Origin of the sequence: Nibribacter koreensis (genome assembly GCF_039541795.1) — a bacterium.
Lineage (GTDB): Bacteria > Bacteroidota > Bacteroidia > Cytophagales > Hymenobacteraceae > Nibribacter > Nibribacter koreensis.
The window spans coordinates 590,227-614,724 of record NZ_BAABGX010000001.1; the positions used below are offsets into that span (position 1 = coordinate 590,227).

Annotated in this window: 26 protein-coding genes; 10 read left to right on the top strand and 16 right to left on the bottom strand. The window is 46.9% G+C overall.

Annotated features, from left to right (window positions below):
- The first annotated feature begins 56 nt into the window (after nt 1-56).
- Nucleotides 57-248: a hypothetical protein gene (locus tag ABD880_RS02485; protein ID WP_345161986.1), complete on the top strand. Its 192-nt coding sequence runs from the start codon at nt 57-59 to the stop codon at nt 246-248.
- 280 nt (nt 249-528) lie between these two features.
- Here ABD880_RS02485 and ABD880_RS02490 read toward each other — a convergent pair whose 3' ends face one another.
- The 10 genes from ABD880_RS02490 to ABD880_RS02535 all read right to left on the bottom strand — a co-directional run bounded on the left by ABD880_RS02490 (nt 529) and on the right by ABD880_RS02535 (nt 11,035).
- Nucleotides 529-1,149, bottom strand: coding sequence for a porin family protein (locus ABD880_RS02490; protein WP_345161988.1), 621 nt, complete (start codon nt 1,147-1,149; stop codon nt 529-531).
- A 664-nt stretch (nt 1,150-1,813) separates the two neighbouring features.
- Nucleotides 1,814-3,193: a tRNA uridine-5-carboxymethylaminomethyl(34) synthesis GTPase MnmE gene (gene mnmE / locus ABD880_RS02495; protein ID WP_345161990.1), complete on the bottom strand. Its 1,380-nt coding sequence runs from the start codon at nt 3,191-3,193 to the stop codon at nt 1,814-1,816.
- A gap of 152 nt (nt 3,194-3,345) precedes the next feature.
- Nucleotides 3,346-3,738: a thioredoxin family protein gene (locus tag ABD880_RS02500; protein ID WP_345161992.1), complete on the bottom strand. Its 393-nt coding sequence runs from the start codon at nt 3,736-3,738 to the stop codon at nt 3,346-3,348.
- Nucleotides 3,739-4,039: 301 nt separating this feature from the next.
- Nucleotides 4,040-4,927, bottom strand: coding sequence for a metal ABC transporter permease (locus ABD880_RS02505; protein ID WP_345161994.1), 888 nt, complete (start codon nt 4,925-4,927; stop codon nt 4,040-4,042).
- Nucleotides 4,924-6,216 (bottom strand): metal ABC transporter permease, encoded by a 1,293-nt coding sequence (locus ABD880_RS02510; RefSeq protein ID WP_345161996.1) that lies wholly within the window; start codon nt 6,214-6,216, stop codon nt 4,924-4,926. The genes ABD880_RS02505 and ABD880_RS02510 overlap by 4 nt, the downstream gene beginning before the upstream one ends.
- Nucleotides 6,213-7,016 (bottom strand): metal ABC transporter ATP-binding protein, encoded by an 804-nt coding sequence (locus ABD880_RS02515; RefSeq protein ID WP_345161998.1) that lies wholly within the window; start codon nt 7,014-7,016, stop codon nt 6,213-6,215. The genes ABD880_RS02510 and ABD880_RS02515 overlap by 4 nt, the downstream gene beginning before the upstream one ends.
- A 172-nt stretch (nt 7,017-7,188) precedes the next feature.
- Nucleotides 7,189-8,133 (bottom strand): metal ABC transporter solute-binding protein, Zn/Mn family, encoded by a 945-nt coding sequence (locus ABD880_RS02520; RefSeq protein ID WP_345162000.1) that lies wholly within the window; start codon nt 8,131-8,133, stop codon nt 7,189-7,191.
- Nucleotides 8,134-8,155: 22 nt separating this feature from the next.
- Nucleotides 8,156-8,815 (bottom strand): metal-dependent transcriptional regulator, encoded by a 660-nt coding sequence (locus tag ABD880_RS02525; protein ID WP_345162001.1) that lies wholly within the window; start codon nt 8,813-8,815, stop codon nt 8,156-8,158.
- Nucleotides 8,816-8,820: 5 nt separating this feature from the next.
- On the bottom strand, nt 8,821-9,831 hold the full coding sequence (locus ABD880_RS02530) for a 3-oxoacyl-ACP synthase III family protein (protein WP_345162003.1): 1,011 nt from the start codon (nt 9,829-9,831) through the stop codon (nt 8,821-8,823).
- A 67-nt stretch (nt 9,832-9,898) separates the two neighbouring features.
- Nucleotides 9,899-11,035, bottom strand: a complete 1,137-nt coding sequence (locus ABD880_RS02535; protein ID WP_345162005.1) for a glycosyltransferase family protein — start codon at nt 11,033-11,035, stop codon at nt 9,899-9,901.
- 47 nt (nt 11,036-11,082) lie between these two features.
- Here ABD880_RS02535 and ABD880_RS02540 point away from each other — a divergent pair, with 47 nt between their 5' ends.
- Nucleotides 11,083-11,898, top strand: coding sequence for a 2,3,4,5-tetrahydropyridine-2,6-dicarboxylate N-succinyltransferase (locus tag ABD880_RS02540; RefSeq protein WP_345162007.1), 816 nt, complete (start codon nt 11,083-11,085; stop codon nt 11,896-11,898).
- A gap of 843 nt (nt 11,899-12,741) precedes the next feature.
- Here ABD880_RS02540 and ABD880_RS02545 read toward each other — a convergent pair.
- Nucleotides 12,742-13,629: a 3-hydroxyacyl-CoA dehydrogenase family protein gene (locus ABD880_RS02545; protein ID WP_345162009.1), complete on the bottom strand. Its 888-nt coding sequence runs from the start codon at nt 13,627-13,629 to the stop codon at nt 12,742-12,744.
- A gap of 244 nt (nt 13,630-13,873) precedes the next feature.
- Here ABD880_RS02545 and ABD880_RS02550 point away from each other — a divergent pair, with 244 nt between their 5' ends.
- Together ABD880_RS02550 and ABD880_RS02555 are read left to right on the top strand one after the other, a co-directional pair.
- Complete coding sequence (locus ABD880_RS02550) at nt 13,874-14,026, top strand: lmo0937 family membrane protein (protein ID WP_231862235.1); 153 nt, start codon at nt 13,874-13,876, stop codon at nt 14,024-14,026.
- A gap of 56 nt (nt 14,027-14,082) precedes the next feature.
- A complete protein-coding gene (locus tag ABD880_RS02555; protein ID WP_345162011.1) occupies nt 14,083-14,232 on the top strand; it encodes a lmo0937 family membrane protein in 150 nt (49 codons plus the stop codon).
- 95 nt (nt 14,233-14,327) lie between these two features.
- Here the strand turns inward: ABD880_RS02555 and ABD880_RS02560 are convergent, their stop codons facing one another.
- Nucleotides 14,328-15,956: an ABC-F family ATP-binding cassette domain-containing protein gene (locus ABD880_RS02560; protein ID WP_345162013.1), complete on the bottom strand. Its 1,629-nt coding sequence runs from the start codon at nt 15,954-15,956 to the stop codon at nt 14,328-14,330.
- A gap of 308 nt (nt 15,957-16,264) precedes the next feature.
- Between ABD880_RS02560 and ABD880_RS02565 the strand changes: the two genes are divergently transcribed.
- Both ABD880_RS02565 and ABD880_RS02570 read left to right on the top strand, forming a co-directional pair.
- Nucleotides 16,265-16,732 carry a DUF4199 domain-containing protein gene (locus ABD880_RS02565; protein WP_345162015.1) on the top strand — a complete coding sequence of 156 codons (468 nt, stop codon included), beginning with the start codon at nt 16,265-16,267 and terminating at the stop codon, nt 16,730-16,732.
- 413 nt (nt 16,733-17,145) lie between these two features.
- Nucleotides 17,146-17,973 carry a hypothetical protein gene (locus ABD880_RS02570; RefSeq protein WP_345162017.1) on the top strand — a complete coding sequence of 276 codons (828 nt, stop codon included), beginning with the start codon at nt 17,146-17,148 and terminating at the stop codon, nt 17,971-17,973.
- A gap of 59 nt (nt 17,974-18,032) precedes the next feature.
- Here the strand turns inward: ABD880_RS02570 and bamE are convergent, their stop codons facing one another.
- On the bottom strand, nt 18,033-18,287 hold the full coding sequence (gene bamE / locus ABD880_RS02575; protein WP_345162019.1) for an outer membrane protein assembly factor BamE domain-containing protein: 255 nt from the start codon (nt 18,285-18,287) through the stop codon (nt 18,033-18,035).
- A 293-nt stretch (nt 18,288-18,580) separates the two neighbouring features.
- Between bamE and ABD880_RS02580 the strand changes: the two genes are divergently transcribed.
- On the top strand, nt 18,581-19,393 hold the full coding sequence (locus ABD880_RS02580; RefSeq protein ID WP_345162021.1) for a murein L,D-transpeptidase catalytic domain family protein: 813 nt from the start codon (nt 18,581-18,583) through the stop codon (nt 19,391-19,393).
- A gap of 82 nt (nt 19,394-19,475) precedes the next feature.
- On the opposite strand, the gene ABD880_RS02585 is transcribed toward ABD880_RS02580, so the two are convergent.
- The gene (locus ABD880_RS02585; RefSeq protein ID WP_345162023.1) at nt 19,476-19,682 is read right to left on the bottom strand and encodes a hypothetical protein; all 207 of its coding nucleotides are present in this window, start codon (nt 19,680-19,682) and stop codon (nt 19,476-19,478) included.
- 230 nt (nt 19,683-19,912) lie between these two features.
- Between ABD880_RS02585 and ABD880_RS02590 the strand changes: the two genes are divergently transcribed.
- Both ABD880_RS02590 and ABD880_RS02595 read left to right on the top strand, forming a co-directional pair.
- Entirely contained in the window at nt 19,913-20,722 is an 810-nt protein-coding gene (locus ABD880_RS02590; RefSeq protein WP_345162025.1) for a M48 family metalloprotease, read from the top strand.
- Between the two features lie 78 nt (nt 20,723-20,800).
- Nucleotides 20,801-21,700 (top strand): diacylglycerol/lipid kinase family protein, encoded by a 900-nt coding sequence (locus ABD880_RS02595; RefSeq protein ID WP_345162027.1) that lies wholly within the window; start codon nt 20,801-20,803, stop codon nt 21,698-21,700.
- On the opposite strand, the gene ABD880_RS02600 is transcribed toward ABD880_RS02595, so the two are convergent.
- Nucleotides 21,672-22,892: a metallophosphoesterase gene (locus ABD880_RS02600; protein WP_345162029.1), complete on the bottom strand. Its 1,221-nt coding sequence runs from the start codon at nt 22,890-22,892 to the stop codon at nt 21,672-21,674. The two genes, ABD880_RS02595 and ABD880_RS02600, sit on opposite strands and share 29 nt — an antisense overlap.
- A 46-nt stretch (nt 22,893-22,938) precedes the next feature.
- Complete coding sequence (locus tag ABD880_RS02605; protein ID WP_345162031.1) at nt 22,939-23,574, bottom strand: LON peptidase substrate-binding domain-containing protein; 636 nt, start codon at nt 23,572-23,574, stop codon at nt 22,939-22,941.
- Nucleotides 23,575-23,694: 120 nt separating this feature from the next.
- On the opposite strand from ABD880_RS02605, the gene mtgA reads away from it, so the two are divergent.
- Nucleotides 23,695-24,435, top strand: a complete 741-nt coding sequence (gene mtgA / locus ABD880_RS02610; RefSeq protein WP_345162034.1) for a monofunctional biosynthetic peptidoglycan transglycosylase — start codon at nt 23,695-23,697, stop codon at nt 24,433-24,435.
- Nucleotides 24,436-24,498 lie beyond the last annotated feature (63 nt).

The following is a 24,498-nucleotide window of genomic DNA, read 5'->3' on the forward strand; positions in this document are numbered from 1 at the left end:
TCTTTGAGTTATGTATGCTGTAGGCATTAGATTGCCTCCTTATTAGACAATATTTTATGGCCCCAAATAATAACAACTATACTCCCGTACTAGAAGAAAACCTCTGGACGCTGCAAGACCTTCCTGACACCCAAGTGGTTTTGGTAGAAGGCAGTGAAAACAAGGAAGAGAAACTGAGCTTTTTTTACGAAAAATTTAGCGCTACCCTGGATTTGACGGCTCCTGAAAACATCATTGAGAAAAACTGACTCTACTTTTGAAAGTATGTCCTAGCCATTTCCAATCTATTTTATTGGAAATGCCCTAAAATCAGTAATCCCTCCTGACTTAGAGAGTCAGGAGGGATTACTGATTTTAGGGCATTGAATTAACCTCTTGCCCCCGCCTTTGCAGAATTATACCAAAATAACAGCAAGGGAATAATCAAGAAATTTAAGTAAAACAAGATTCTGAAATTGCTAAAACTATAAATAAATAAAGAGGGACCTCATCCTGTGTGGTCCCCTTTTTATTTAACAGCAATTGTTATTATTTGAATTGGTAGAAAAATCCAAGTTGCCCTGCACGAGTTCGGGCGTGTTGGCCAGGATAAACATCTTTGGGGTAAATATTTGACAATCCCATGTTATATCTTACATCAATACCAAACCCAGAATTAGTTAAATAGCCAAGACCAAATGCCCAAGAAACATTGCCATTCTGAATGTCTGTTTTTCTTTTTTCATCATTGTCAGCATTTTCAAATTTTGTGCCGGTAAATAAGCCAAACTGTGGACCCGTTTCAATTCTAAAACCAGGACCAATCATGTATTGTACTAAAATAGGCAAATTCACAGAATTCAAATCCGTTTTACCCGTATACTTAGCAGATTCATATTTAGCTCCTTCCTTTGAGTACATTAATTCTGGTTGAATTGCCCAATTATCACTTAAATGAAAATGGGCTAACCCTCCTACATGAAAGCCAGGTCTAGGCGTAACGCCAGAATCTTCTACTCTTTTTTCGTCATTAATGCTGGTCCAATTAAACCCTGCCTTAAGACCAAAATTCACATTTTCTCCAAACTGAATGCTTTGAGCAGAAGATAAATGAGTTGAAAATGCACTAAGTGAGACTATGTTTAAAACTAGTAAAAATGCTTTCTTCATTTTTTGTTAATTACAAATTAAAAATAACTAGTGTAATATAGGTAAACAAATGCAATAACTAAGCTAATTACTAATTAGCTACGTAAACTCTAACCTTAGATTGATTTTAATAAAATCACTATTTCATATATTGTTAATTATTGCTCTTTATTTACTTGAGAATAATTAACATATTAAATTGTTTAGGTATTTATTCTTCAACCTAAAAAAATATTGATTCGCAAAATTAAATGTAAGTCGTATTCAAGGTTAGAGCCTACTTTCCATATATTCCGTTTTTCTATACAGTTAATGGCAAAAATAGTTTCAGAAGTCCAGCCTCTACTTCCTGCCTAACCCCACAAGAAGCCATTTTAAAAGCCTTAGCGGCGTTTAATCTGCTAGATTTTGGATTCGCCAAGCAGATTATTGGCTTAATCCAACCTGTCAAGTGCTTAGAAGTTAGGAATTAGTGTTTTATCCTATCCGTTGGCTTTTGTGAACACATGGGTGATTGAAACCTGGATGCTCAGAATTTATCTGTTATCAAAGGGAGGGTTTTTTTTTGAGAGGGTATTCTCAACCGTATCTTGAATAGAAGCTTCCCTACAATTTTCATTCATCTTGTCAATAAGCGAGATGAATGAAAATTGTAGGGAAGTTGTATAATGGGTAGCAGTAAACCTTACTTCCCGATGCAGAACTTAGTGAAAATATTGTCCAATAAATCATCGGTGGTAATGTCGCCTGTGATCTCACCTAAATAAAACAGGCACCGTCTGATGTCAGCGGCTAGCCAGTCACCAGTGAGGCCGGTGTCCAGGCCGTGCAATACTTCCTGCAAGGCCATAGCCGTCTTTTGCAGGCTTTGGAAATGGCGCAAATTGGTCACGATGGTACGGTCTCCGGTAAGGGCTTCATTGGCGTTCACCACCTGCAACAACGCTTCTTCTAATTCCTTTAAACCTGCTTTTGTGCCAGCTGATAAGTAAACCAAGTTTTCAAAATCAGTGAAGCGCTCCAATTGGTCTGGGGTGGCCAAGTCTTTTTTGTTGGCAATTAACAAATAGGGCACCTGCGGCAACTGAAGCGCCTCAATTTCTTCAGTTAATTCTTCTGGAGAGGTAGTCGTCACGTCAAATAAATATAATACCAGAGAGGCTTTCTGTAGCTGTTCTTTGGTGCGAGCCACGCCTATGGCCTCCACGGTGTCTTGGGTATCACGCAGGCCGGCGGTGTCTATGAACCTGAACCGGATGCCGCCTACCTGGGCTTCGTCCTCAATCACATCACGGGTGGTGCCGGGTATGTCTGAGACAATGGCCTTTTCTTCATTTAATAAGGCATTGAGCAGAGTAGACTTGCCTGCGTTGGGTTTGCCAGCAATGACAGTGGGTACGCCATTTTTGAGCACATTGCCCATCTCAAAGGACTTCAGCAAATCTGCTACCAATTGTTGCAACGTGGTGATAAGTCTGCGTAGGGCACTACGATCGGCAAACTCCACGTCTTCTTCGCTAAAGTCCAGTTCCAGTTCTACCATAGAGGCGAAATGAATGAGTTGTACCCGCAGGGCTTTGATCTCCTGTGAGAAACCTCCGCGCATCTGCTTCATGGCCACTTGGTGGGTGAGGGCAGAATCTGAGGCAATCAAATCGGCGACGGCCTCGGCTTGGGCCAGGTCAAACTGACCGTTTAAGAAGGCGCGTTTGGTAAATTCACCGGGCTCAGCAAGACGGGCACCCTTGCGCAAAAACAACTTAAGCAATTGCTCTGTAATGTAGGGTGATCCATGGCAGGATACTTCCACCACGTCTTCTTTGGTATAGGAAGCCGGCGCTTTGAACAGGGACACAACCACCTCATCTAGTATTCTGTCATCTTCCCTAATGGTCCCAAAATGCAAGGTGTGCGACGGCTGCTTATGCAGGTTTTTTCCTTTGAAAACATCATTGACAATGGCAATGGCCTCTGGACCAGACAAACGGATGATGGCAATAGCCCCGTGACCAGCCGCCGTGGCGAGTGCAATTATGGTATCTTGAGCGAGTGTAGTTGGTAGCAAAGCAGAAAGGTTCTAAAAGGAAATGCCGTTTTTAGCCTGTTTTCACAAAAATAGGCTAAAAACGGCACAAATGGATTAGGTAAGCGATAGTAGTTTGAATATCAGGGTGTTATGGATGGAGGTAGCGTTCTTAATACCGGTATTTTCAATGGTTAGTTGGCGGCCATGTGCGTGAGCAGTTGCATAAAGTCTTTGGCTGGGTAAAAGCCGGGCACCCGTTGCATGATTTCCTGTTTTTCATTCATGAATACCGTGGACGGGTAACTCATCTGGCCGTTTAAAAGCGACAGGGCTAGTTCATGCGCCTTGTATTGCTCTAGATATTTAAATGTTCTTCCATTTAGGGTGATGGGTTGGCGCTGTTCGGCGTTTAGTTTCACCACGTAGAATTCCCTGTTGAGCTTGGCTACCACGTCTGGGTCTTGGTACACCTGCTTGTCCATTTTCTTGCACCAGCCGCACCAGTCAGTGTATACGTCAATCACAATCTTTCTAGGCTTGGTTTTAGACTTTTCTAATGCCTGTTCTAGCGTAAGCCATTGCACTGTTGCAGGTGCGACATTTGTTGGAGTTAAATTAGAGGCAGGAGGGACAGATGGACCGGTTGCAAGCCAGGTGGTAAGCAAAAAATATAGAAGAAACATGAACTGAAGCGTTAGACCGTTTTTGACCTACTTTACAAAAAACAACCAGAAAACGGTTCCTTAAAAGGAGGTGTTTCTAGGGTAGCAGAGTTATATGTTTACAAAGGACAGAATCTGGGCTGCCTCCTTTGTTAATTTTGCCTGCATGGGGATATAAGTAGACGGTTGTAATTGGAAGAACCAGAAGGGGAGACAAAGGATTTTAGACTTCAGCCACTTTAGAAATTTTCCTATTCCTGGAAACCAACCCATGGGTAGGCGACAACACAAAGGCTAACAGAAACTCAACCCCAATGATGACCGAAATGGCCCCGGCTACCGACCCATTTAACCACAGGGCCAGGTAAAAACCAAAAATAGAAGCCACTACGCCTAGCACTGATGCTATAAAAAGCATCTTTTTGAGGTCATCGGTTAACAAATAAGCCGTAGCCGGAGGGCCAACCAGAAACGCCACCACCAGAATGGCGCCCACCGATTCAAACGCTGCCACCGTGGTTAAGGAAACCGCGCTCATGAGCAAGTAATACCACACCGAAGTTGAAACCCCAATAGCCACCGCGAAGGCAGGGTCAAAGGACGTCAAATACAGCTGGCGGTAAAAAGCCGTGACAAACGCCACAATCACCAGCAGTACGCCACCCATCAACCACACCGTCCTTGGCCCTAGATTTTGGCCCGCTTTGGTGAGCCAGATGTCCAGGGGTACGTAGGCAATCTCACCATACAACACGCAGTCCTGGTCCAGGTCTACCTTGCCGGCGTACACAGAAATTAGGATGATGCCCAAGGCAAACAGCCACGTAAAGGTTACGCCAATAGATGCATCTGATTGCACCCGTGCTTTTTTGTGCAGAAACTCAATCAAGAAGGTACAGGCCACGCCCAAGGCAGCAGCGCCCAGCAACATGGTCCATACTTCGCGGGTTCCGCTGAACAAGAAAGCCAGCACAATGCCCGGCAGTACAGCATGCGAAATAGCATCACCCACCATAGCCATGCGCCTAAGAATGAGAAAGCAACCCAGCAGGCTACAACAGATGGCCACCAGTGAGGCGGTCAAAATAATCCAGAATGCGTCCAGGTTCATGAGCTTTGCGGAATTTTGGTTTGATGCGGATCGGCGGTAGGGTAGTCTAATAATTCTTCCAGGCGCTTTTCTAGTTCTGGAGTGAGCACGTGCTCAATGGATTCGGCGTCTTCGTGCACGTGGTCAGAGGCTACTTGCAAATATTGGGTTAGGTACAGTTCCCAGAGTCTATGCAGGCGCACCACCCGTTGAGCCTCTTTCTTGCCGGCCTCTGTTAGCGCCCAGCCCTGCTTGCTTTTTTGAGTGAGACCTTGCCGGGATAGGGTTTTCAGCGCCGATTGCATTTTCAAAACCGGCAGTTGCCTGCGTTCTAAGATCTGATTTTTAGAATAGCTGTGCTGGTATTCGCCGGTGGGCTCTCCTAAGTGGAAAAGGGTCTTGAGGATGTTCTCGCGCATCATCTGCCGGCGCACGCGGCGCTGAGACAGATATCTGGCCAGCAGGCCTTTGTTAGGCGCCAGGATGAAGGAGAAAATGGCCAGCATGGACAAAAGCATCACAATCCAGGGGCCCGTAGGCATGGCCGGAGCCGTAAAGGACACGAAGGCGCCGGCGGCACCACAGACAGCACTCATCACGGCGGCAATAACGATCATGGCACCTAGTCTGTCTGTCCAGAAACGGGCCGCGGCGGCTGGGGTAATGAGCATAGCCGACATTAGCACCACGCCTACTGATTGTATACCCACCACCACCGCCAATACGGTAAGCGTGGTCAATAGCAATTCTAGTTTGCGCACCGGCAATCCAATGGTGCGGGCGTAAGCAATGTCAAAGGACAGTAGCTTAAATTCTTTGTACAACAGCACCACGCTCACCAAGAGCAAGACAGCCACGGCACCAAACGTATATAAATCCTGACCTACCAAGGCGGCGGCGCTCCCAAACAGGAATTTATCCAGGCCGCTCTGGTTCTCATTGCCCGAGTGCTGGATGGAAGTGAGCAATAACACGCCAATTCCAAAAAACACAGACAGCACCAGACCAATGGCGGTGTCTTCCTTGATTCTGCTCTTAGAGGTAATCAAATCTATGACTACTAGTGACAACCATCCAGTCAAGAAGGAACCTACCAACAAAACAACTGGATTCTTCTCGCCGGTTAAGATAAAGGCCAGGCAGACTCCCGGCAGCACCGCGTGGGCCACCGCGTCTCCTACCAGGGCGCGTTTTCTGAGCACTGTAAAGCACCCCACCACCGCTGAACTGGCCGCCAACAAAACAGAGCCAATGGTCACAAACCGAACATTGGCATCTTGCATGCTCAGAAATTCCCAGAGGGTATTCATTTCTTGACGGGTTTGGTTTCTCTAATGGGAAAGTTCTTCTTCTGGAGGAGCTCACTAACGTTGCTCAGTTCGGTTAGGCGGCCGCCGTAAGTTTTCTCTAACAGTTCAGGGGTGAGGGTTTCTGAGGTTGGGCCAGAGGCTACCAGGCGCATGTTGAGCAGGAGTACCCAGTCAAAATAGTCTTGTGCACTTTGCAGGTCATGGTGCACTACCACTACGGTTTTTCCGTCTTCGCGCATCTGGCGCAGCAGCTCAATGATGGCAGTCTCGGTGGCAATGTCCACCCCGGCAAAAGGCTCATCCATCAGGTATAAGTCGGCATTTTGAGCCAAGGCCCTAGCCAGAAATACCCGTTGCTGCTGCCCGCCCGAGAGTTGGGAGATTTGCCGGTTGGCGAAGTCCTGCATGCCCACTTTCTCCAATGCTTCCAAGGCTTGGGCTTTTTGCTTGGCACCGGGTCTGCTGAACAATCCCAACTTGCCATAGGTGCCCATCATAGCCACATCCAGGGCAGAGGCCGGAAAATCCCAGTCCACCGACTCGCGCTGCGGAACATAGCTCACCCGCTGGCGCACCTCGTCCATGGACTGGCCAAACAACTGCACGTATCCGCTGTTGAGCGGCAGCAAACCCATAATGGCCTTGATGAGCGTTGATTTTCCCGCTCCGTTTGGCCCAATGATCCCTATCAAGGCCTGTGAAGGAAGGGTCAAATCCACATCCCAAAGCACCGGCTTGCGCTGGTAACTCACCGTGAGGTCATGCACCTCCAGAACCGGGTCATTTACGTGTTGTATCATTTGGTTGGTAGTATCAGGTAGCTGGTAGCCAGACATAAGATTTAAGACACAGGACTTAAGATTTGATGTGTTTAGCTAACCTTCTTTATTTCGTTTTTAGCCTATTTTCCAAAAAACAGACTATAAACGGCATCAGGTATTCTATCAATCATTCACTCATTCAAACTCTCAATTACCGCAAGGCTTTAGAGATTTTCTGGACGTTGGCCTGCACCATGCCTATGTAAGTACCGGCTGGACTATCAGGACTTCCTAAAGCATCTGAGTACAACGTGCCACCTAGTTTTACAGGATGGCCTTTTTGCTTACAGCCTTCCAACACCGCCTCAATGGCTTTCTGCGAAACTGAGGTCTCCACGAAAATGGCTTTCACCTTTCGGTCTACAATGAACTTGACAAGGGAGGAGACATCCTGCAAACCAAACTCAGACACCGTTGAAATACCTTGCAGACCCCTTACCTCAATTTTATAGGCATCGCCAAAATACCCGAAGGCATCATGTGCCGTGATTAAGATGCGCTGCTGGGCCGGGATGGCGGCTATTTCCTTTTCGATCCATTGGTCCAGGCTATCCAGCTGGGCCAGGTAGCGCTGGGTGTTTTGTTGGTATTTCAGGGTGTTGGCACTGTCCAGTTGCTGGAGCTTCTGGGAGAGGTGCTCGGTTACTTGTCGCCAGAGCTGCACGTCAAACCAGATGTGCGGGTCATGACTGTCCTGGAACTCGGGGGGCGTGCGGAGCAGGCTTTCCGGCAATCCTTCGGCGGCGGCCCATACTGTCTTTTGACGCGCCAGCTTCTCCAGGACTTCGCCCATCTTACCTTCTAGGTGCAGGCCGTTGTAGATGATGACATCTGCCTCGCGCAGGGTTTGCAAATCGCCTAAGGCGGCCTTGTACAAGTGCGGGTCCACGCCCGGCCCCATCAAAGCGTCTACCACTGCGGCATCGCCTACAATATTAGCCACCGCATCAGCTAGAATACCGGTGGTGGTGACAATGTATTTCTTGCCCTGCTGGTGTGCTTTGGCGCCGTTGGTGTCTTTGGGATTACAGCCGGCGGCCAACAGAAGCAGGGACAGGCAAAGGACGTAGGTCAGGCGTTTTTTGGCTATTTTCATGGAATCAGCGCGAAAACGCAACTCAAGGGTTAATGACAAAAATCTTCTCCAGCACCTCTGAAGATAAAATCACGGACTTGTTCTTATCTATGCTTATCTCCAGGGAGTTATCATAGGCTATCTTGTCCAAAACTTGCAAGTGGGTGCCAATCTGGATGCCCACTTTGTTCAAGTATTGCAAGAAGGCCGGTTGGGCATCCTGCACACGACATACTACACCCGCCTGGTCTACTTCTAAGGTGCTCAACACCTGCTGCTTGGTCAACCTGAGCTCTCCATCTTCAGAAGGAATGGGATCACCGTGCGGGTCTACCTTGGGGTGGCCCAGGAAGGAGTCCAGACGCTGGATGAGCAGCTCAGACTTGACGTGCTCCATTTGCTCAGCTACGTCATGCACCTCGTCCCAAGTGAAGTTGAGTTTCTGCACCAGAAAAGTCTCCCATAACCGGTGCTTGCGGATGATTTTGAGGGCCACGCGCTGGCCGGTCTCAGTGAGCTGGGCGCCATGGTATTTTTCATACCGCACCAGTTCCTTGAGGTTAAGCTTGCGGAGCATGTCGCTGACGGAGGCTGGCTTGGTTTCCAGCATCTCCGCCAGCGCCGTAGTGCTCACGGCTTGGGCACCGCTGCCAGACAACTTGAAAATGGCTTTAATATAGTTTTCTTCGGCGGTACTGTACATAGTGTTTACCAGCGTATTAAGGCCGAAGCCCACGTAAATCCACTCCCGAAGGCGGCTAAACAGATCAAATCACCCTCCTTAATCTTGCCTTGCTCAAACGCCTCTGAAAAGGCAATGGGAATAGAGGCGGCGGTGGTGTTTCCGTATTTCTGAATGTTGCTCATCACCTTCTCCTCTGGCAAGCCCATCTTCTGCTGGATGAACTGCGTGATGCGCAGGTTGGCCTGGTGCGGCACCAACAAATCAATGTCGGTGGCCTGCAAGCCGTTTTGCGTCAGGGCCTCATTGATGACCTCAGGGAAGCGGGTTACGGCGTGCTTGAAAACCGTACTACCGTTCATGTAAGGATAAATGGTGCCTTCATCAATCATCTCGTGCGTGAGGCGCTGCGGCTTGTTGCTGCTTGGGTCGGTGGCGGCCAATTCCTCAGCAAACTCGCCCTGGGCGTGTAAGTGCGTGGAGAGTATGCCTTTCTCCAAGTTTTCTTCTGGTACTAATACCGCGGCACCGGCACCGTCTCCAAAAATCACAGACACTGCTCTGCCCCGCGTGGTGAAATCCAAGCCTGAGGATTGAATTTCTGAACCTACCACCAACACGTTGTTGTACATGCCGGTCTTGATAAACTGGTCGCCCACAGACAGGGCATATATAAAACCAGAGCACTGGTTTCTCACATCCAGCGCCGGCGTGGTAGTCATGCCTAGCTCGCGCTGCATCAACACGCCCGGTCCCGGAAAGAAATAATCTGGGCTCAGCGTCGCGAAGATGATCAAGTCAATGTCTTTGGCTTCTAAACCAGCGCGCTCCATGGCAATCTGGGCGGCCCGGGTGCCCATGTTGGCGGTGGTGTCCTTACCCGGCTCAAAGTAGCGGCGCTCATGAATCCCGGTTCTCTCCACAATCCAGGCATCTGAGGTGTCCATCAAGCCTTCCAGGTCGGTGTTTTTTACCACTTTCTCTGGCACATAATGGCCAACCCCGGCAATGCGCGAATTTCTTAATTGTTTAGTCATAGCTGTGCAAATATAAACGAGTTATTGAGATAAAAGTTTAGGTGTGTCTAAAAATAAAATTAGATAGCTAATATGCTTGCAATATTCCTTCCATAACTGAAAGGAGTTTTTTCTCTTCCTGCTCCCAGAAGACATTTTTTGGGAGGCCCAAAGGATAGTACGTGTCCTTTACTATTTCCTCTATCTGATTTTCTGACAAGGGGTTCTTGTAATCCAAACTTATTCCAGCCCGGGCGTCTTCTAAAATACCCTGCCACAAAGGATTGGTTTGCGCGATGACCACCAGACCGTTTGCCAAGTATTCATATAGTTTTGTTGGCACACAGTTCATGGTACTAGGATGCGGGCGATACGGCATGAGGGCAATGTGGCTCTTTCTCTCTTGTTCCAGAATCTGGGTATGAGGTACTAAAGCACTACCTCCAATTATTCTCACAAAGGCCAGTTCCTTGATTATGGCTTTCACTTTTTGCAGGAAAGCTTCTTCTGGTGCATAGCCAATGATGGTTAGAGTAGAGCAGGGGACAACCTTGTGAAACTGCTTTGCAAAAGAAATCGCCTCCAGGACGCCGTACAATTCTGAAATGGTGCCAGAATAAAGCAATTGAACAGGCTTCTCATCCTTTAGATTTACTGGAATATCCCTAAAGGAGTTAGTGGCAGGTTCAAGTGCTTTGAATTTGTTTTCAATGACGGTATAGCGGTTCCCTAAAAATGGCAACTCTGAAGCATAAGATGCCTCTGCCAACAGAAAATGGTCTATAGATTTTGAAGCCCTTGTCTCTACGGCTCTGATTACGCTCCCCAACAGATGGCCTAAAAAGGAGCCATACACCTGCTGGGTTTGTAAGTTCAACTGGTAGTTCTCCTGCACGTCATAGACCAATTTACCTCCGTGCTTCTTTTTATACCACCAGGCCATTGTTAAAAGCTCATGAGTGCAGACTATGACTACCTCGGGCTTCAGCTTTTTCAGTAATTTCCAGAACCGCCATTGTGCGGTTAGGCGTTGCCATGAAATTCTTTTAAATCTGAAGATGGGATGGAAGCTGATGGTGCTTGGTTCAGGCAAAGGTGCGTCAAACCCGGCAATGTGCATGTCAACCGCGCCTAGCTTGGTTAAGCTTTGGCCTAGTTTGGCGTACATGCGGGTGTCGTTCACCGGCTTTAGTAAAGAGGCCAGCAGAATTCGTCTTCTGAACATTCGCGTAATTTAATACTTTTGTAATCGATTTCTTTCACACATACCAAATGAACGATTTAAGAGAAATAATTGAGTCTACCTGGGAGAACCGGGAGCTCTTGAAGCAGGGCAACTCACAAGAAGCCATCAGAGCGGTGATTGAACTGTTGGATAAAGGCCAGATTAGAGTAGCCGAGCCAGTTACCGACGGGTGGCAGGTGAACGAGTGGGTGAAGAAGGCCGTCTTGATGTACTTCCCCATCCAGACCATGGAAACCATTGAGGCCGGCCCGTTTGAGTTTCATGATAAGATTCCCTTGAAGCGCAATTTTGCCGAGCAGGGCGTTCGCGTGGTACCTCATGCCTTGGCGCGTTACGGTTCTTATTTGGCCAAAGGCGTGATCTTGATGCCTTCTTATACCAACATTGGCGCTTACGTGGATGAAGGAACCATGGTAGACACCTGGGCTACGGTGGGTTCTTGCGCCCAAGTAGGCAAGCACGTGCACTTGAGCGGTGGCGTGGGCTTAGGCGGCGTTTTAGAGCCAGTACAGGCTGCTCCCGTGATCATTGAAGACGGTGCCTTTATTGGTAGCCGAAGCATCTTGGTAGAAGGATGTCGCATTGGCAAAGAAGCCGTGATTGGCGCCAACGTGTGTATTACCGGCAGCACCAAGATCATTGACGTAACCGGTTCTGAGCCGAAAGAATACAAAGGCTACGTGCCACCTCGCTCTGTAGTAATTCCAGGTTCTTACACCAAGCAGTTCGCGGCGGGTTCTTACCAGGTGCCGTGTGCCTTGATCATTGGCCAACGCAAAGAAAGCACCGATTTGAAGACGTCTTTGAACGATGCCTTGCGCGAAAACGAAGTAGCCGTTTAAGGGCAGTTTTCTAGGAAATAGGTTAAAAACGAAAGAGCGGGCAATTGTCCGCTCTTTCTGGTTTACAGCTCCGCTTTATAGTATAATCCATAATAATTAGCTTTGTATATTCTATTATAAGGGTGTTTTTGGGCTGTTTTCTAGAATATAGCCCAAAAACGGAAACGCTCCAGCTTAAGAAACCTCAGGGCGTCCGGCTAAATCCGCGAGCGGGTGCGGCAAGCACGTGTCAAAGCGCAAATTCTTGCTTGAGAGGACGAAGGGGGGATGCCCAACTATTTATAAGCTTCCATGCTAATTCAAAATGAGGGTATTAAATACATCAGGAGAAGAAGGCAACGCGTCAGAGACAAGGCATTACCTTATCTTTACCTCCATACTCATCTTTATCCTGCTATTTGGGGTTTGTAATCCCGAATTATTGAAAAGCGGATTTGTAATCCGCCTGACGGTAGACTGAGTAGTAAACCATGGTAGAGATTTACAAATCCCCATTTCCCTGTATCCGGATTACAAATCAGGAAGTGTTTAAAGTATAGTTTCGCGGTGCCCGAGAAAGAAGTCCGGAGACTTCCCCTCATCCCAAGTCACAAGTCTCCCGAAATCCTTCGGGATAAATTACGACTCGCGCCATCTATAATAACTATGTAGATAAAAGCCACTCTCCGTTGGGGAGGGGTTGGGGTAGGGCCATCTGAAGCGCCAACCCCCTCATCCTAACCTTCTCCCTCAGGGAGAAGGGACCTGGTCATGCCGTTTTTGGGCTTTTTTCTAGAAAATAGCCCAAAAACGAAAGAGCCGCTCTTCTATAAGAGCGGCTCTTTCGTTTTTAAAAATCAGAAATTACTTTTTAAAGGTATCTGCCACAATCAGGTCTTTGGTGCCGTGGGTGTAGCTGTAGAAGCCTTGTCCAGATTTAACGCCTTTGTGACCAGCCTGTACCATGTTTACCAACAGTGGGCAAGGGGCATATTTCGGGTTCCCGAAACCGTCATGCAACACGCGCAAAATAGAAAGGCATACGTCCAGGCCAATAAAGTCGGCTAGTTGCAAGGGTCCCATGGGGTGGGCCATGCCTAGTTTCATGATGGTGTCAATCTCTTCTACACCGGCTACGCCTTCAAACAAGGAATAGATGGCCTCATTGATCATCGGCATGAGGATGCGGTTGGCCACAAAACCTGGGTAGTCATTGGCTTCAGCCGGAATTTTACCCAACTGCTTAGACAAGTCTAAGATTTGAGTAGTTACAGCATCACTTGTAGAATAACCTCTGATCACCTCTACCAGCTTCATAACCGGCACCGGGTTCATAAAGTGCATGCCAATCACTTTGTCTGGACGCTGGGTCACCGATGCAATCTTAGTAATGGAAATAGAAGAAGTGTTGCTGGCCAGAATACACTCAGGCTTGGTAAAGGCGTCCAGGTTTCTGAAGATATCCAGTTTCAGGTCCACATTTTCTGTGGCGGCTTCTACTACCAGGTCAGCGTTCTGTACGCCGGCCTTCATGTCCGTAAAAGTAGTGATGCGGCCCAGGGTTTCACCTTTTTGGTCTTCAGTAAGGGTGCCTTTGGTTACCATGCGGTCCAGGTTCTTGCCAATGGTGGCCAGGGCGCGGGTTAAAGAATCCTGAGAAATATCAATAAGCGAAACTTGGAAGGAGTTCTGCGCAAAAACGTGGGCAATGCCATTGCCCATAGTGCCAGAACCAATAACGGCTATGTTCATATATGGTGGGTATAGGTAAGAATCTTGTTACAAAACTAAGATTTTTCTACGTGTGCCCAAGTCATTGATTTCCATATGGCCTACATCCGTTTTTTGCCTTAAAAAAAGACAAATTTTAAACATATTATATGCCTATATAAATCTTTTGGAATACTGTTGCGTACAAGCTAAAAATTCCATAAGGAAACATGTCGCGTGTAACCGGTGGAAGGAAACTAAACTAAAACCTAACACAACTAAAACTATGGGAAATCTATTGTATATCATCGCGGTAGTGCTGGTAATCATCTGGCTAATCGGATTCTTAGGATTCGGAGATCAAGTGGGTGGCATCATCCACATCTTGTTAGTAATTGCAGTGATTGCTGTGGTTCTTCGTTTGATACGCCGAGCCTAACGTTCTTACAATTGTTACATAGCGCTGGCTTGCCTAGCGCGTTAACTTGATGCATTATGGGAAATTTGCTGTATATCATTGCCGTCGTTTTGGTGATCCTCTGGCTCATTGGGTTCTTAGGATTTGGCGACTCAGTAGGCGGAATCATTCACGTACTGTTAGTCATTGCCATAGTGATGGTATTGCTAAGACTCATTAGGGGATAGCAGATAACCAAGCATGATAAAAACAAAGGGCGCCCTGTAAGGCGCCCTTTGTTTTTAAGCTATTTTCTGAAAATCAGGCCAAAAACGGCTAGCCTTTAGGCAATAGATTTCTCTTTGTACATTTTAGCTCTTAGTTCTTTGATGTCATTGTCTGTGAGGTATTCATCATAGCCCATGCGCTTGTCAATGATGCCGCTAGGCGTTAACTCAATGATGCGGTTGGCAATGGTGTCCACAAACTGCAAGTCATGAGAGCTAAACAGCAAAGAGCCTTGGAATTCTTTCAAGCCGTTGTTCAAAGCCGTGATAGACTCTAGGTCCAAGTGGTTGGTAGGCTCATCCAGGACCAGCATATTACCGCTTTGCAACATCATTCTAGATAACATACAACGCACTTTCTCGCCCCCAGACAAGACGCTGGCTTTCTTTAATGACTCTTCACCAGAGAACAACATGCGGCCCAAAAATCCTCTAATGAAGCTCTCATCTTTCTCTACTGAAAATTGGCGCAACCAGTCTACCAGGTTCAAATCTGTCTGGAAGAACTCGTTGTTGTCTTTAGGGAAGTAGGCCGTACTGATGGTGGTTCCCCACTTATATTCTCCTTTGTCTGGTGTGGCTTCTCCCATAATGATCCTGAAGAAGGTAGTAGCGGCTAGGTCATTGCGACTGATGACGGCAATCTTATCGTTCTTATCTACCATGAAGGAGACATTCTTAAACAAGATACCATCATCACTGCTAGCCGTCATGTCGTCCACCTGCAACAATTGGTTACCCGCTTCGCGCTCTTGCTTGAACTGGATGTATGGATACTTGCGGCTAGAAGGTTGAATGTCCTCCAGGGTTAGTTTCTCCAATAACTTAGCACGAGACGTGGCCTGCTTAGACTTGGAAGCGTTGGCGCTAAAGCGGGCAATGAAGGCCTGCAATTCTTTGCGTTTATCTTCTGTCTTGCGGTTGGCATCTGTGCGTTGCTTAGAAGCCAGCTGGCTGGACTCATACCAGAAGGAGTAGTTACCGGCGTATAATTTAATCTTACCGTAGTCAATGTCTGCCACGTGCGTACACACGGCATCCAAGAAGTGACGGTCGTGACTTACGACTATCACGGTGTTCTGGAAGTTGTCCAGGAAGTTTTCTAGCCACATGATAGACTCGGCGTCCAAGTGGTTGGTAGGCTCATCCAGCAACAGAATGTCTGGGTTACCGAACAAGGCCTGCGCCAGGAGCACGCGTATCTTCTCATTACCACCCAGGTCTTTCATGAGTGTGTAATGCATGTCTGGCTGAATGCCCAGACCGCTCAAGAGTTCACCTGCCTCATATTCGGCGTTCCAGCCTTCCATGTCGGCAAAGTCGGCTTCCAGTTCAGAGGCCCTGATACCGTCCTCTTCGGTGAAGTCTTCTTTCGCATAAATGGCATCCTTCTCGTTCATGATTTCATACAGGCGCTTGTGGCCCATGATCACGGTCTGCAACACCGGAAAATCATCATACTCATAGTGGTTCTGCTTTAGAACCGCCAAACGCATTTTAGAAGGAATGTCTACAGTGCCAGTGTTGGGATCAATCTCGCCAGAAAGGATTTTCAAGAAAGTGGACTTGCCGGCACCGTTGGCTCCAATTAGGCCGTAGCAGTTGCCCGGAGTGAATTTTATAGTAACGTCTTCAAAAAGAGTGCGCTTGCCGTATCTAAGACTAACGTTTGAGGTACTAATCATGCTATGTCTGTGTGCTTATATAGGATATGGGTGGCAAAATTACCAAAAGAAACCGGAATGACCGGCATTGCTCTCTCTTTTAAAGAGAAAGGTCTTTTTTACAGACAATCAATTGTTTAAATCAGTTCAGGGGAAAATGACCTAGTAGAGAACTAGCGGCAAGAGAGCGCTTAGTCCTTAAATTTTACCCAATAGCACAACAAGCACCTTTGGTATTAAGTATATGGTTCATCATATCTATAATACTTCTTGAAGAGGCAAACGGCACCTTCACCTAAACTAAGAACCAACCAAAATAAAACTAAGACATGGAACAACGTGGTACAACGGTGCAAAAAACCGGCACATATTATGGCTTCTTGACGGGGCTTGCCGCCATAGTGTATATTATCTTGATTAAGGTAATTGGGCAGATAGAAAATGTAGGCCTTCACTTTCTGGTGGGGGTGATTTTAGTGATAGGCGTAGTGCTGGCCATTAAACATCATAAGGCCGTCAAGCATGGCCACATCAATTACTTAGAAGGAATTGGCGTAGGGTTTTTGGTAGGCCTGGTAGCCGCCTTGATCTACACCATTTTCCATGTAATTTCTAATTTTGCCTTTGACAGCGCCTTCTCCTATCCATATATGGCAGACAATACCTACGGCGAACAACAAGGCATTTGGATTGTAGCGTTTATCTGGCTTTTGCTAGGGGTGGTGATCGGGGCCTTTGTAGGGTACATAGCCATGCAATTCTTTAAGAGACCAGACCACAAATTGTCAGACTCCTAAGATGCTATCCTGCCAAAGAGAAGCCCGTTCTACTAAGAGCGGGCTTTTTTTGTGTTTTACAGTGCCATAACCCAGGTTATTATACAACTAAAATTGAAAGATTAGTAGGGGTAAAGCCATGTGTGAGGTTCTTGATATGGTAGAATATAAACGAATTGTGTGCCGCTAAAGAATACTGTATACCTATTATTGAATATAAAAGCCTGATTACTAGAGGTGATATAGTGCTTGATAGACTGTTTGTAGTAAAATTATACTAGAAATAAGGATAGGAAGGAGAAGATATTAGTACAAATAGTGCAATCACAAAATTGTAAAATTCCTATAACTTTGATGAGTGGGTGGCGTTAAAGGATATATAAACAAACTGCAAGTTTTGTTTTCTCCAGTCTCTAACCTAAGCGTCAAATATCATGAAAAAGTTATTACTATCTGCCTTGTTTGTAGGAGCAATGTTTACTGCTCAGGCACAAACCAATTTAACCAGTACTGCTGCCACTACCAGAGCGGTACTTTCTATGACTGCCACTGAGATGGCCCGTCAAATGTATAATGACCTTAAATTGAACGAAGGCCAGTACATCAAAATCAAAGCCCTCAACCAAACCAGAATTGACCGCTACTCAGAAGTGGAGCGTATGTACTCCAATGACCAGCAGATGCGCGAAGCCAAGATAAAGGAGATTGATTCCCAATTGGATGAGGAGTTTGCTTCTATCTTGTCTCCAGAGCAGTTTACTGCCTATATTGAGATGGGCAGACGCCCCTCAGGCGCTGCTCCAGTCGAAGGAGCCACCAATTCAGGTGGACCAGTAGGCACTGCAGAAGTAAGCACTTCTACCACGTCTTCTACTAGCTCCAATGCTGGCACTGGTATTTATACAGACTCTACCACCAAAGGCAATGTCACCAAATACAAAAAAGGCGACATGGAGCAGAAAATGAAGCCAGGTGAGCAAAAAATAAAAGAAGGCGACCGTAAAGTGAAATCTGAAGAAGGCAAACTGAAGATTGAAGACGGTGACAACAAAACCAAGATTGAAGATGACAAAATGAAAATGGAGTCAGCTTCTGGTGAGATGAAGATTAAAGACGGGGTTGAAAAGCTGAAGACAGACTCTGTGCGCTATAAGTCATCTGCCAATGAAACCAAAATCAAGACAGCAGACGGTAAAACTAAGATTGAGCCGAACAAAATAAAGACTAAGACAGAAACTACTAAAAAGAAAGTGAAAAACTAACATTTGACGCTTGCCTAGAAAGCCGCTCTACTTGGAGCGGCCTTCTTTTTGCCCAAACATTAGTAGGCGTCATGCACCATGATCTCACGCACTTTGCCCAAGGCGTCAAAACGCACGGTAAGGGCTTTTTGATCTTTGCCTGCCATAGAGGCGTCCTTGCACTTAGGCCCAGGGGTAATGTAGTAGATGTATATTTTCTGACTGCGCTCCAACAGTTCCTCAGCGTCTGGTTTGCCAAACAATCCCCGTATCACATACTCTTTTCTGGTAAGTAGCTTCATCCTGAAATCTTCTACCTGTGGGGCTAGTTTCATGCGCTCTCCCTTACACCCGTTCAAGTCGTTTTTCCAGGTCTTGTCATCAAAATTAAATTCCTCTGCGCTAGAGGAACAGGCCGCCAAACTTAACGAGAAAAAAATCGCTATAAGTAATTGTTGGACAGTGCGTACCGTGATAGGGGCTCTCATAGAATCAGTAAGATTTTCAGTGTAAAACATTTTAGGACCAAGCCACTGGTAATGAAAGAAAACCGGTTTATCTTTGACCAAACGGAACAAAAGTAGGAAGCTAATTCGTTATAAAGTCGAAATTTGGAAAGAATTTAGATATGAATAGAATAATTCTTGCACTTGCGTCCCTGTCAATTTTGTCTTTCGTTTCTCCAGCTACCAGTGATCCTTCTAAGTATAGAAGCGTTCCTTCAGTAGCCACTCTGGCAGACGCCGCCCTGGTGTCTGATACAAAGAAAGGCAGCTCCATAGATAAGATTTTAGAAGACCTATATGATGATGCTGACTTGAAGAAGGCTGACCTTAGCTATGATGTTTTCAAGAGAGCGGCAGTAGGGTACTTTAATTTGAAGGACCTGGGCAAGTTGAATAAAAACAAAAACCTTTTGACCGTGATTGACTTCAATAAGCCTAGCCGCGAGAAGCGCCTATGGATTATTGACATGGACAAGAAGAAGGTTCTTTACCATAGCCTGGTAGCCCATGGCAGAGGTTCTGGAGATGACAGAGCTGTTAAGTTCTCTAATATTGAGAATTCGCACATGAGCAGCTTAGGTTTCTATGTAACTAAAAACACCTACACCGGCAAACATGGTCTTTCTTTGAAGATGGAGGGGGTTGACAGAAATTACAATACCAATGCCTACCAGCGGGCCATTGTGGTGCATGGAGCAGATTATGTGAGTGAGGCTTTTGTAAAGCAGCATGGTAGATTAGGCAGAAGCCACGGTTGCCCTGCCTTGCCTACAGACATTAACGCCAAGGTGGTCCAATTAATCAAAGATGGCACCTGCCTGTATATTGATGCCGCCCAAGCCAACTACCAGTCAGCTTACTTAAACCCAGACAACGCCATCAAGAGCTTTGAGTCTCAAATCATGAAAAGACAAGCAGAGATGCTAAGTAGATAAGAATAGCCACGCAAGGGCAAAAAAGAAGAGGCCGATTCAGTAATGAATCGGCCTCTTCTTTTTTATAAGGTAATAGATGTTTCTACGCGTGGTCTCTGGTGGCTTTTACCAGGCTAATGCCGGTAAAGAAGAAAATTAAGCCAACCACAAACGGCACCGCCGCAGAAAACTGGTTGACAGAGATATTTCCTACAGATCCTCCGCCCGCTAAAAAGGCATAAGCACCCCAAATCACGCCAACAATCCCTAGGATTGTCAAGATTGCGCCGAAAGTTCTTTTCAGGTTCATAGTTTCTTTGTTTAGTGAGAAGAAGCATGAATACTGCTTCTTTGGCTTCTTACGTATGTGCAATATAAATGATATAGAAAGTGAGCTATATCTGCAAAATATTTTGGTCAGAAGGCTTGCGGTAAATACGTAACCAACCTACAGAAAAGCCGTTCATTTTAAAAGTCGCATATTTCTGTTAGAATCACTAAGAATTCTAGTTAGACGTACCGACTTGAAAAGTTTATAAAATGAAAACCCCCTTGCGTTTCATCATAGGCATTTTGATTGCCGCCTTTTCCTTGGTTACCTATTGGTGCAATAGAGAATACAACCCTGTGACCGGTGAGACCCAGCACATAGACATGACCACAGAACAAGAGATTGCTCTTGGCTTGCAGGCCGCCCCAGAAATGGCGGCCCAATACGGTGGTTTGCACGGGGACCGTGAGGCAGCTGCCAGGATAAAGGAAATAGGGCAGCGTATTGTACAAAGCACCAAAGCCAAAGAGACGCCTTATCAGTTTGACTTTCATTTATTGGCAGATGAAAACACCATCAATGCGTTTGCCTTACCAGGCGGTCAGATTTTCATTACTGCAGGGCTTCTAAAGCAATTAAGCTCCGAAGGCCAGGTGGCAGGCGTATTAGGACATGAGATAGGTCATGTGGTTGCCAGGCATTCAGCTGAGCAGATGGCCAAATCTAAGTTGACGCAAGGACTTTCTGGCGCCGCAGCCATTGCCACTTATGACCCTAACAACCCTTCTAGCGCCAGTGGTGCGGCTGCGGCGGCCATGATTGGTAAGCTAATGAACCTGCGCTACGGACGTGAAGATGAGTTGGAGTCTGACCAGTTGGCGGTCAATTTTACGGCGCAGGCAGGGTATGATCCCAGGGCTATGATAGCCGTTATGCAGGTACTGTCTCAAGGAAGCGGCGGCAACAGAGGGCCAGAGTTCTTTCAAACCCACCCCAACCCAGAGAACCGCGTGGCTAGAATTGAGCAAGCCATAGCAGAACAGTTTAGCAACGGAGTGCCCTCAGGGCTTATTCAGTAAAAATATTTGTCGTTTTTGGCCTTGTTTCTGGAAAATAGACCAAAAACGAATTGACTCATATGTACTGCCATACTTAAAATGAAGAAAATATTATTTGTCGTCAACCCCATTTCTGGGGATATTGATAAGCTAGACATTGAAGAGAACTTGCGCACTTTTTGCCTGCAGCAAGAGATTACCGCCGAATTCTACAAGACGTCTGGGGAGCAGGATGAGGAGAAGTTAAAGGCCAAGATCCAGGCATTCCAGCCAGAGACGGTGGTGGCCGTGGGCGGCGATGGCACGGTTAGCTTGGTGGCTAAGCAAATCATCAAAACAGACGTGTCTTTGGGTATTATACCGCAAGGCTCTGGCAACGGCTTGTCTAAGGACCTGGACATTCCGCAGACCTTTGATGAGGCCATGCAGGTATTGGTAGAGAACAGGGTGAAAGCCATTGACACCTTAGACGTAAATGGGCAGATTTCCATCCATATCTGTGACATGGGGTTCAATGCCTTGGTGGTAAAGCGCTTTGATGAAGGCGAAACCCGGGGGCCAGGGGCGTATGCCTGGATAGCCATGCAGGAGTTCATGGGCTACACCACCAAGCGCTACACCATCAAATCAAAAGGGAAAGTCCTCTTTGACGGTGATGCCTTTATGGTTACCGTAACCAATGCCAAAGCGTTTGGGAGCAATGCTGCCATTAACCCCAATGGCATCATCAATGACGGATCCTTTGAAGTGTGCGTGATGGAGCCCTTTCCTAAAACCTCTAGCCTGGGAATCCTTTATCGCTTGTATACAGACTCTATTGATGATTCTGTGTACACGCAACGCTACAGTTGCCAGGAAGCCGTGATTGAAAACCATGACGAGGCGCAGGTACAGATAGACGGCGAGCCGATTGAGACAGTCAAAACGCTGTCTATCACCGTGCAGCCCAGAACCTTAAAGGTGTTGTTGCCTAGGCTCCCTGAACAACCAGAGGCTTAGCTTTGTAAATACATTTCTGGAAGGCTAGGATGGGCACCTCGTCATCTGTTAAGGACGGTTCCAGGACTCTTAGCCATACTTCACCGTTCTGATATTGGTCAAGCACCATAAAGCCTTTGTTCTCATGGGTAAATGTGGCGCGTCCGCCTTTGGCTACAAAGTTGGTTTTGCTGCCAGCTCCGCTAACGGCAAAATGGCTGCCTTTCACTTGAAAATACTGTAGGTTGTGGTCATGGCCTGCCACGTAAAAACTGCCGGGGTATTTGTGTAAGACTTTCAAAAACTTTTTCTTGAATCTTCTAAAAGGAGGATAGGACATGTCTTCGGCGGCGCCCACGTACTTGCGGTATAATTGATAGAGCGTACCTGAGATTGGCAAAGGAATCATGGCTCGCTTGTGCACAAACGTCAACGGAAACAACTGCTGCTTCACCGTAAAATTACCACCGTGCAAGGCGTTGCTGTATAAGGGATGATGACCGGCTATCACCACCATGCGGTGTTGGTTGGCGGCCAGGATTTCCTCCATTTGCTTATAAAAGTCGCTGGGCAGCTCAAGTGAACAGCCAAACTTGCTCCCTAATGGTCTAAAGCCCCGCTGCACCCACCACTGTGAATTGATGACCACCAGAAGCAGGTGCTCATTAAGTTCTCTGGTGACGGGTCCCAAGCACCCGTCCTTGGGTAGGTACGCTTCCTGGTCATTTAAATACTCCGTCACAAATTTTTGCTGCCGTAGCAAGTAGGAGTGGCCGTTCTTTCTGCCTTTGTTCCAGTCATGATTACCTCCTAGGTAAATGACCCGGGTGGGGTATTTAGCCAAAAGGGAAAGCTGGTCCGTCAACTTTTTAACGGCTTGTGCGTGGCGGTGGTGCTCTTGGGGTGGTAGGCCCACAGGATAAATGTTGTCCCCTAAGAAAACGGCAGTGCTGGCATGCTCTTTCACCTCCTTCAACCAAACCTCCAGCGTTTTAAGGACCGGGTCCTCTTGCGGCGTACCTGCATTGCCAATATCACCTACCAAGGCAATAGAGTGGATTTTCTCTTGTGCTGGGGGTGGTTGTTGAGTGCGCCAGCCAATATCTGCTAAAGTGTAGAATGGTTTTTTCCGGTACTTGCGCTCCCGTATAAAGGTCCATAGCAACCAAACCACAAAAGCCGTCACTAAAAAATATACTAGGTATTGGAGCATGGTGCTGGGCAGGGGAATATCTTACACAGTGTACTTGCAAGGGCTTTTAAAAGTTGGGCGGCAGGAGCTGTTTAAAATGCCCATTCAGTTTAACCCGCTCTTTTAGCTGCTCTGTTTCAAGGACAATGGGAACTATGACGGAGAGGTGGGCAAGAATCATCTCAAAGCGCTCTTGCTCTGTAGGGCAGATAAGTAGTTGGTACTCTTGCTCTATGGACATGCCAATGTGGTGGGCAATGTCAAAGGCTTTAAAATCCTTGGCCAGCGTGAGCATAAGTGACTGAATACCCAGGGCGTGGTACAATTTTTTAAGAAGCTCTTCAATTTTCTGGCGCTCAAGGGGCGCATCTTCTAAATGTAAGGGAACTTCCTCCACTTCGCCGCCGGCGTATAAGCGGCCGGGCATCTGTTTATGAAAGTGCTTAATCTTGAAAATACCCATGCCTCTGGTTTTGATGTCCATCTCGCCGCCCGGGTATTTTTTTTCAATGCTGAGGATTTTGATCTCAGTGCCGTATTCTGCCACGCCTTTCTCAAGGTACACGGGTATGCCAAAGGTGCTGTCATTGGCCTGGCACTCAGAGACCAGTTGGCGGTACCGGTGCTCAAAGATGTGCAGGTTCAATTTCTCACCCGGAAAGACCACGATGTTCAACGGAAACATAGGAAGAAATCTGCTCATGGCTGACTATTGAAGGTTTCTACGGTGGACTAATTTAGCAAGACGCCCTGCAAGCTCACACTAATTCTTTATTTTTGTCTATAAACCTATAGCGGAAACGCAATTTGGCGTACAGGTACCATGGCCAAAAACCAAAGCTCTTCTTCTTTTACGTGGGCAGACGCCCGGCGGCTTTTCTTTAAGTTGTGTATTACGCTGTTTCTGGTGTCTGTGCTGTGGGTGCTGGCCTATAGATGGATTGATCCGCCGGTGACCTTGCACATGCTCTCTAAGCGCTCTGAGCCCAGCCCCAAAAACCAAAAGACCGAGCAAATCCAGTACAAGTTTGTGGAACTGGAGGAAATGTCCATGCAATTACCGTTGGCCGTCATAGCCTCTGAGGACCAACTCTACCTCACGCACAGCGGCTTTGACTTTAAGGCCATCAGAAAGGCGTTTGAAACCAACATCTCCAGCAAGAAAACCGTGGGCGGCAGCACCATTAGTCAGCAGGTGGCCAAGAATGTGTTTCTTTGGCACGGACGAAGCTACCTGCGCAAGGCCGTGGAGATGTACTTTACCTTTTTAATTGAAGTACTTTGGGGCAAGGAGCGCATCATGGAAGTGTATTTAAACATAGCCGAAATGGGGGACCACGTCTTTGGCGTGCATGCTGCTTGTCAAAAGTTCTACAATACCACGCCAGACAAAGTAGGCCGGCAACAGGCAGCGCTCATTGCAGCCTCATTGCCTAATCCCATCAAATACTCGGTGGCAGACCCAAACGGGTATATGCTACGCAACCGGCGCCGCATAGTGCGCAACATGGGTCGGTTGGGAGGAACAGAATACGTTAAAAATTGGCTGCAATGGAAAAAATAACACGCGTTCCCTTTTTGATATTCTGGACAGGGCTAACTTTATGTTTTGGCCTGAGCTTCTGTG

Bases quoted from the DNA above. Each gene is read 5' to 3' on its own strand.
- ABD880_RS02485 (WP_345161986.1), top strand. From the start codon at position 57: ATGGCCCCAAATAATAACAACTATACTCCCGTACTAGAAGAAAACCTC.
- ABD880_RS02490 (WP_345161988.1), bottom strand. From the start codon at position 1,149: ATGAAGAAAGCATTTTTACTAGTTTTAAACATAGTCTCACTTAGTGCA.
- ABD880_RS02505 (WP_345161994.1), bottom strand. From the start codon at position 4,927: ATGAACCTGGACGCATTCTGGATTATTTTGACCGCCTCACTGGTGGCC.
- ABD880_RS02510 (WP_345161996.1), bottom strand. From the start codon at position 6,216: ATGAATACCCTCTGGGAATTTCTGAGCATGCAAGATGCCAATGTTCGG.
- ABD880_RS02515 (WP_345161998.1), bottom strand. From the start codon at position 7,016: ATGATACAACACGTAAATGACCCGGTTCTGGAGGTGCATGACCTCACG.
- ABD880_RS02520 (WP_345162000.1), bottom strand. From the start codon at position 8,133: ATGAAAATAGCCAAAAAACGCCTGACCTACGTCCTTTGCCTGTCCCTG.
- ABD880_RS02525 (WP_345162001.1), bottom strand. From the start codon at position 8,815: ATGTACAGTACCGCCGAAGAAAACTATATTAAAGCCATTTTCAAGTTG.
- ABD880_RS02530 (WP_345162003.1), bottom strand. From the start codon at position 9,831: ATGACTAAACAATTAAGAAATTCGCGCATTGCCGGGGTTGGCCATTAT.
- ABD880_RS02535 (WP_345162005.1), bottom strand. From the start codon at position 11,035: ATGTTCAGAAGACGAATTCTGCTGGCCTCTTTACTAAAGCCGGTGAAC.
- ABD880_RS02540 (WP_345162007.1), top strand. From the start codon at position 11,083: ATGAACGATTTAAGAGAAATAATTGAGTCTACCTGGGAGAACCGGGAG.
- ABD880_RS02545 (WP_345162009.1), bottom strand. From the start codon at position 13,629: ATGAACATAGCCGTTATTGGTTCTGGCACTATGGGCAATGGCATTGCC.
- ABD880_RS02550 (WP_231862235.1), top strand. From the start codon at position 13,874: ATGGGAAATCTATTGTATATCATCGCGGTAGTGCTGGTAATCATCTGG.
- ABD880_RS02555 (WP_345162011.1), top strand. From the start codon at position 14,083: ATGGGAAATTTGCTGTATATCATTGCCGTCGTTTTGGTGATCCTCTGG.
- ABD880_RS02560 (WP_345162013.1), bottom strand. From the start codon at position 15,956: ATGATTAGTACCTCAAACGTTAGTCTTAGATACGGCAAGCGCACTCTT.
- ABD880_RS02565 (WP_345162015.1), top strand. From the start codon at position 16,265: ATGGAACAACGTGGTACAACGGTGCAAAAAACCGGCACATATTATGGC.
- ABD880_RS02570 (WP_345162017.1), top strand. From the start codon at position 17,146: ATGAAAAAGTTATTACTATCTGCCTTGTTTGTAGGAGCAATGTTTACT.
- bamE (WP_345162019.1), bottom strand. From the start codon at position 18,287: ATGAAACTAGCCCCACAGGTAGAAGATTTCAGGATGAAGCTACTTACC.
- ABD880_RS02580 (WP_345162021.1), top strand. From the start codon at position 18,581: ATGAATAGAATAATTCTTGCACTTGCGTCCCTGTCAATTTTGTCTTTC.
- ABD880_RS02585 (WP_345162023.1), bottom strand. From the start codon at position 19,682: ATGAACCTGAAAAGAACTTTCGGCGCAATCTTGACAATCCTAGGGATT.
- ABD880_RS02590 (WP_345162025.1), top strand. From the start codon at position 19,913: ATGAAAACCCCCTTGCGTTTCATCATAGGCATTTTGATTGCCGCCTTT.
- ABD880_RS02595 (WP_345162027.1), top strand. From the start codon at position 20,801: ATGAAGAAAATATTATTTGTCGTCAACCCCATTTCTGGGGATATTGAT.
- ABD880_RS02600 (WP_345162029.1), bottom strand. From the start codon at position 22,892: ATGCTCCAATACCTAGTATATTTTTTAGTGACGGCTTTTGTGGTTTGG.
- ABD880_RS02605 (WP_345162031.1), bottom strand. From the start codon at position 23,574: ATGAGCAGATTTCTTCCTATGTTTCCGTTGAACATCGTGGTCTTTCCG.
- mtgA (WP_345162034.1), top strand. From the start codon at position 23,695: ATGGCCAAAAACCAAAGCTCTTCTTCTTTTACGTGGGCAGACGCCCGG.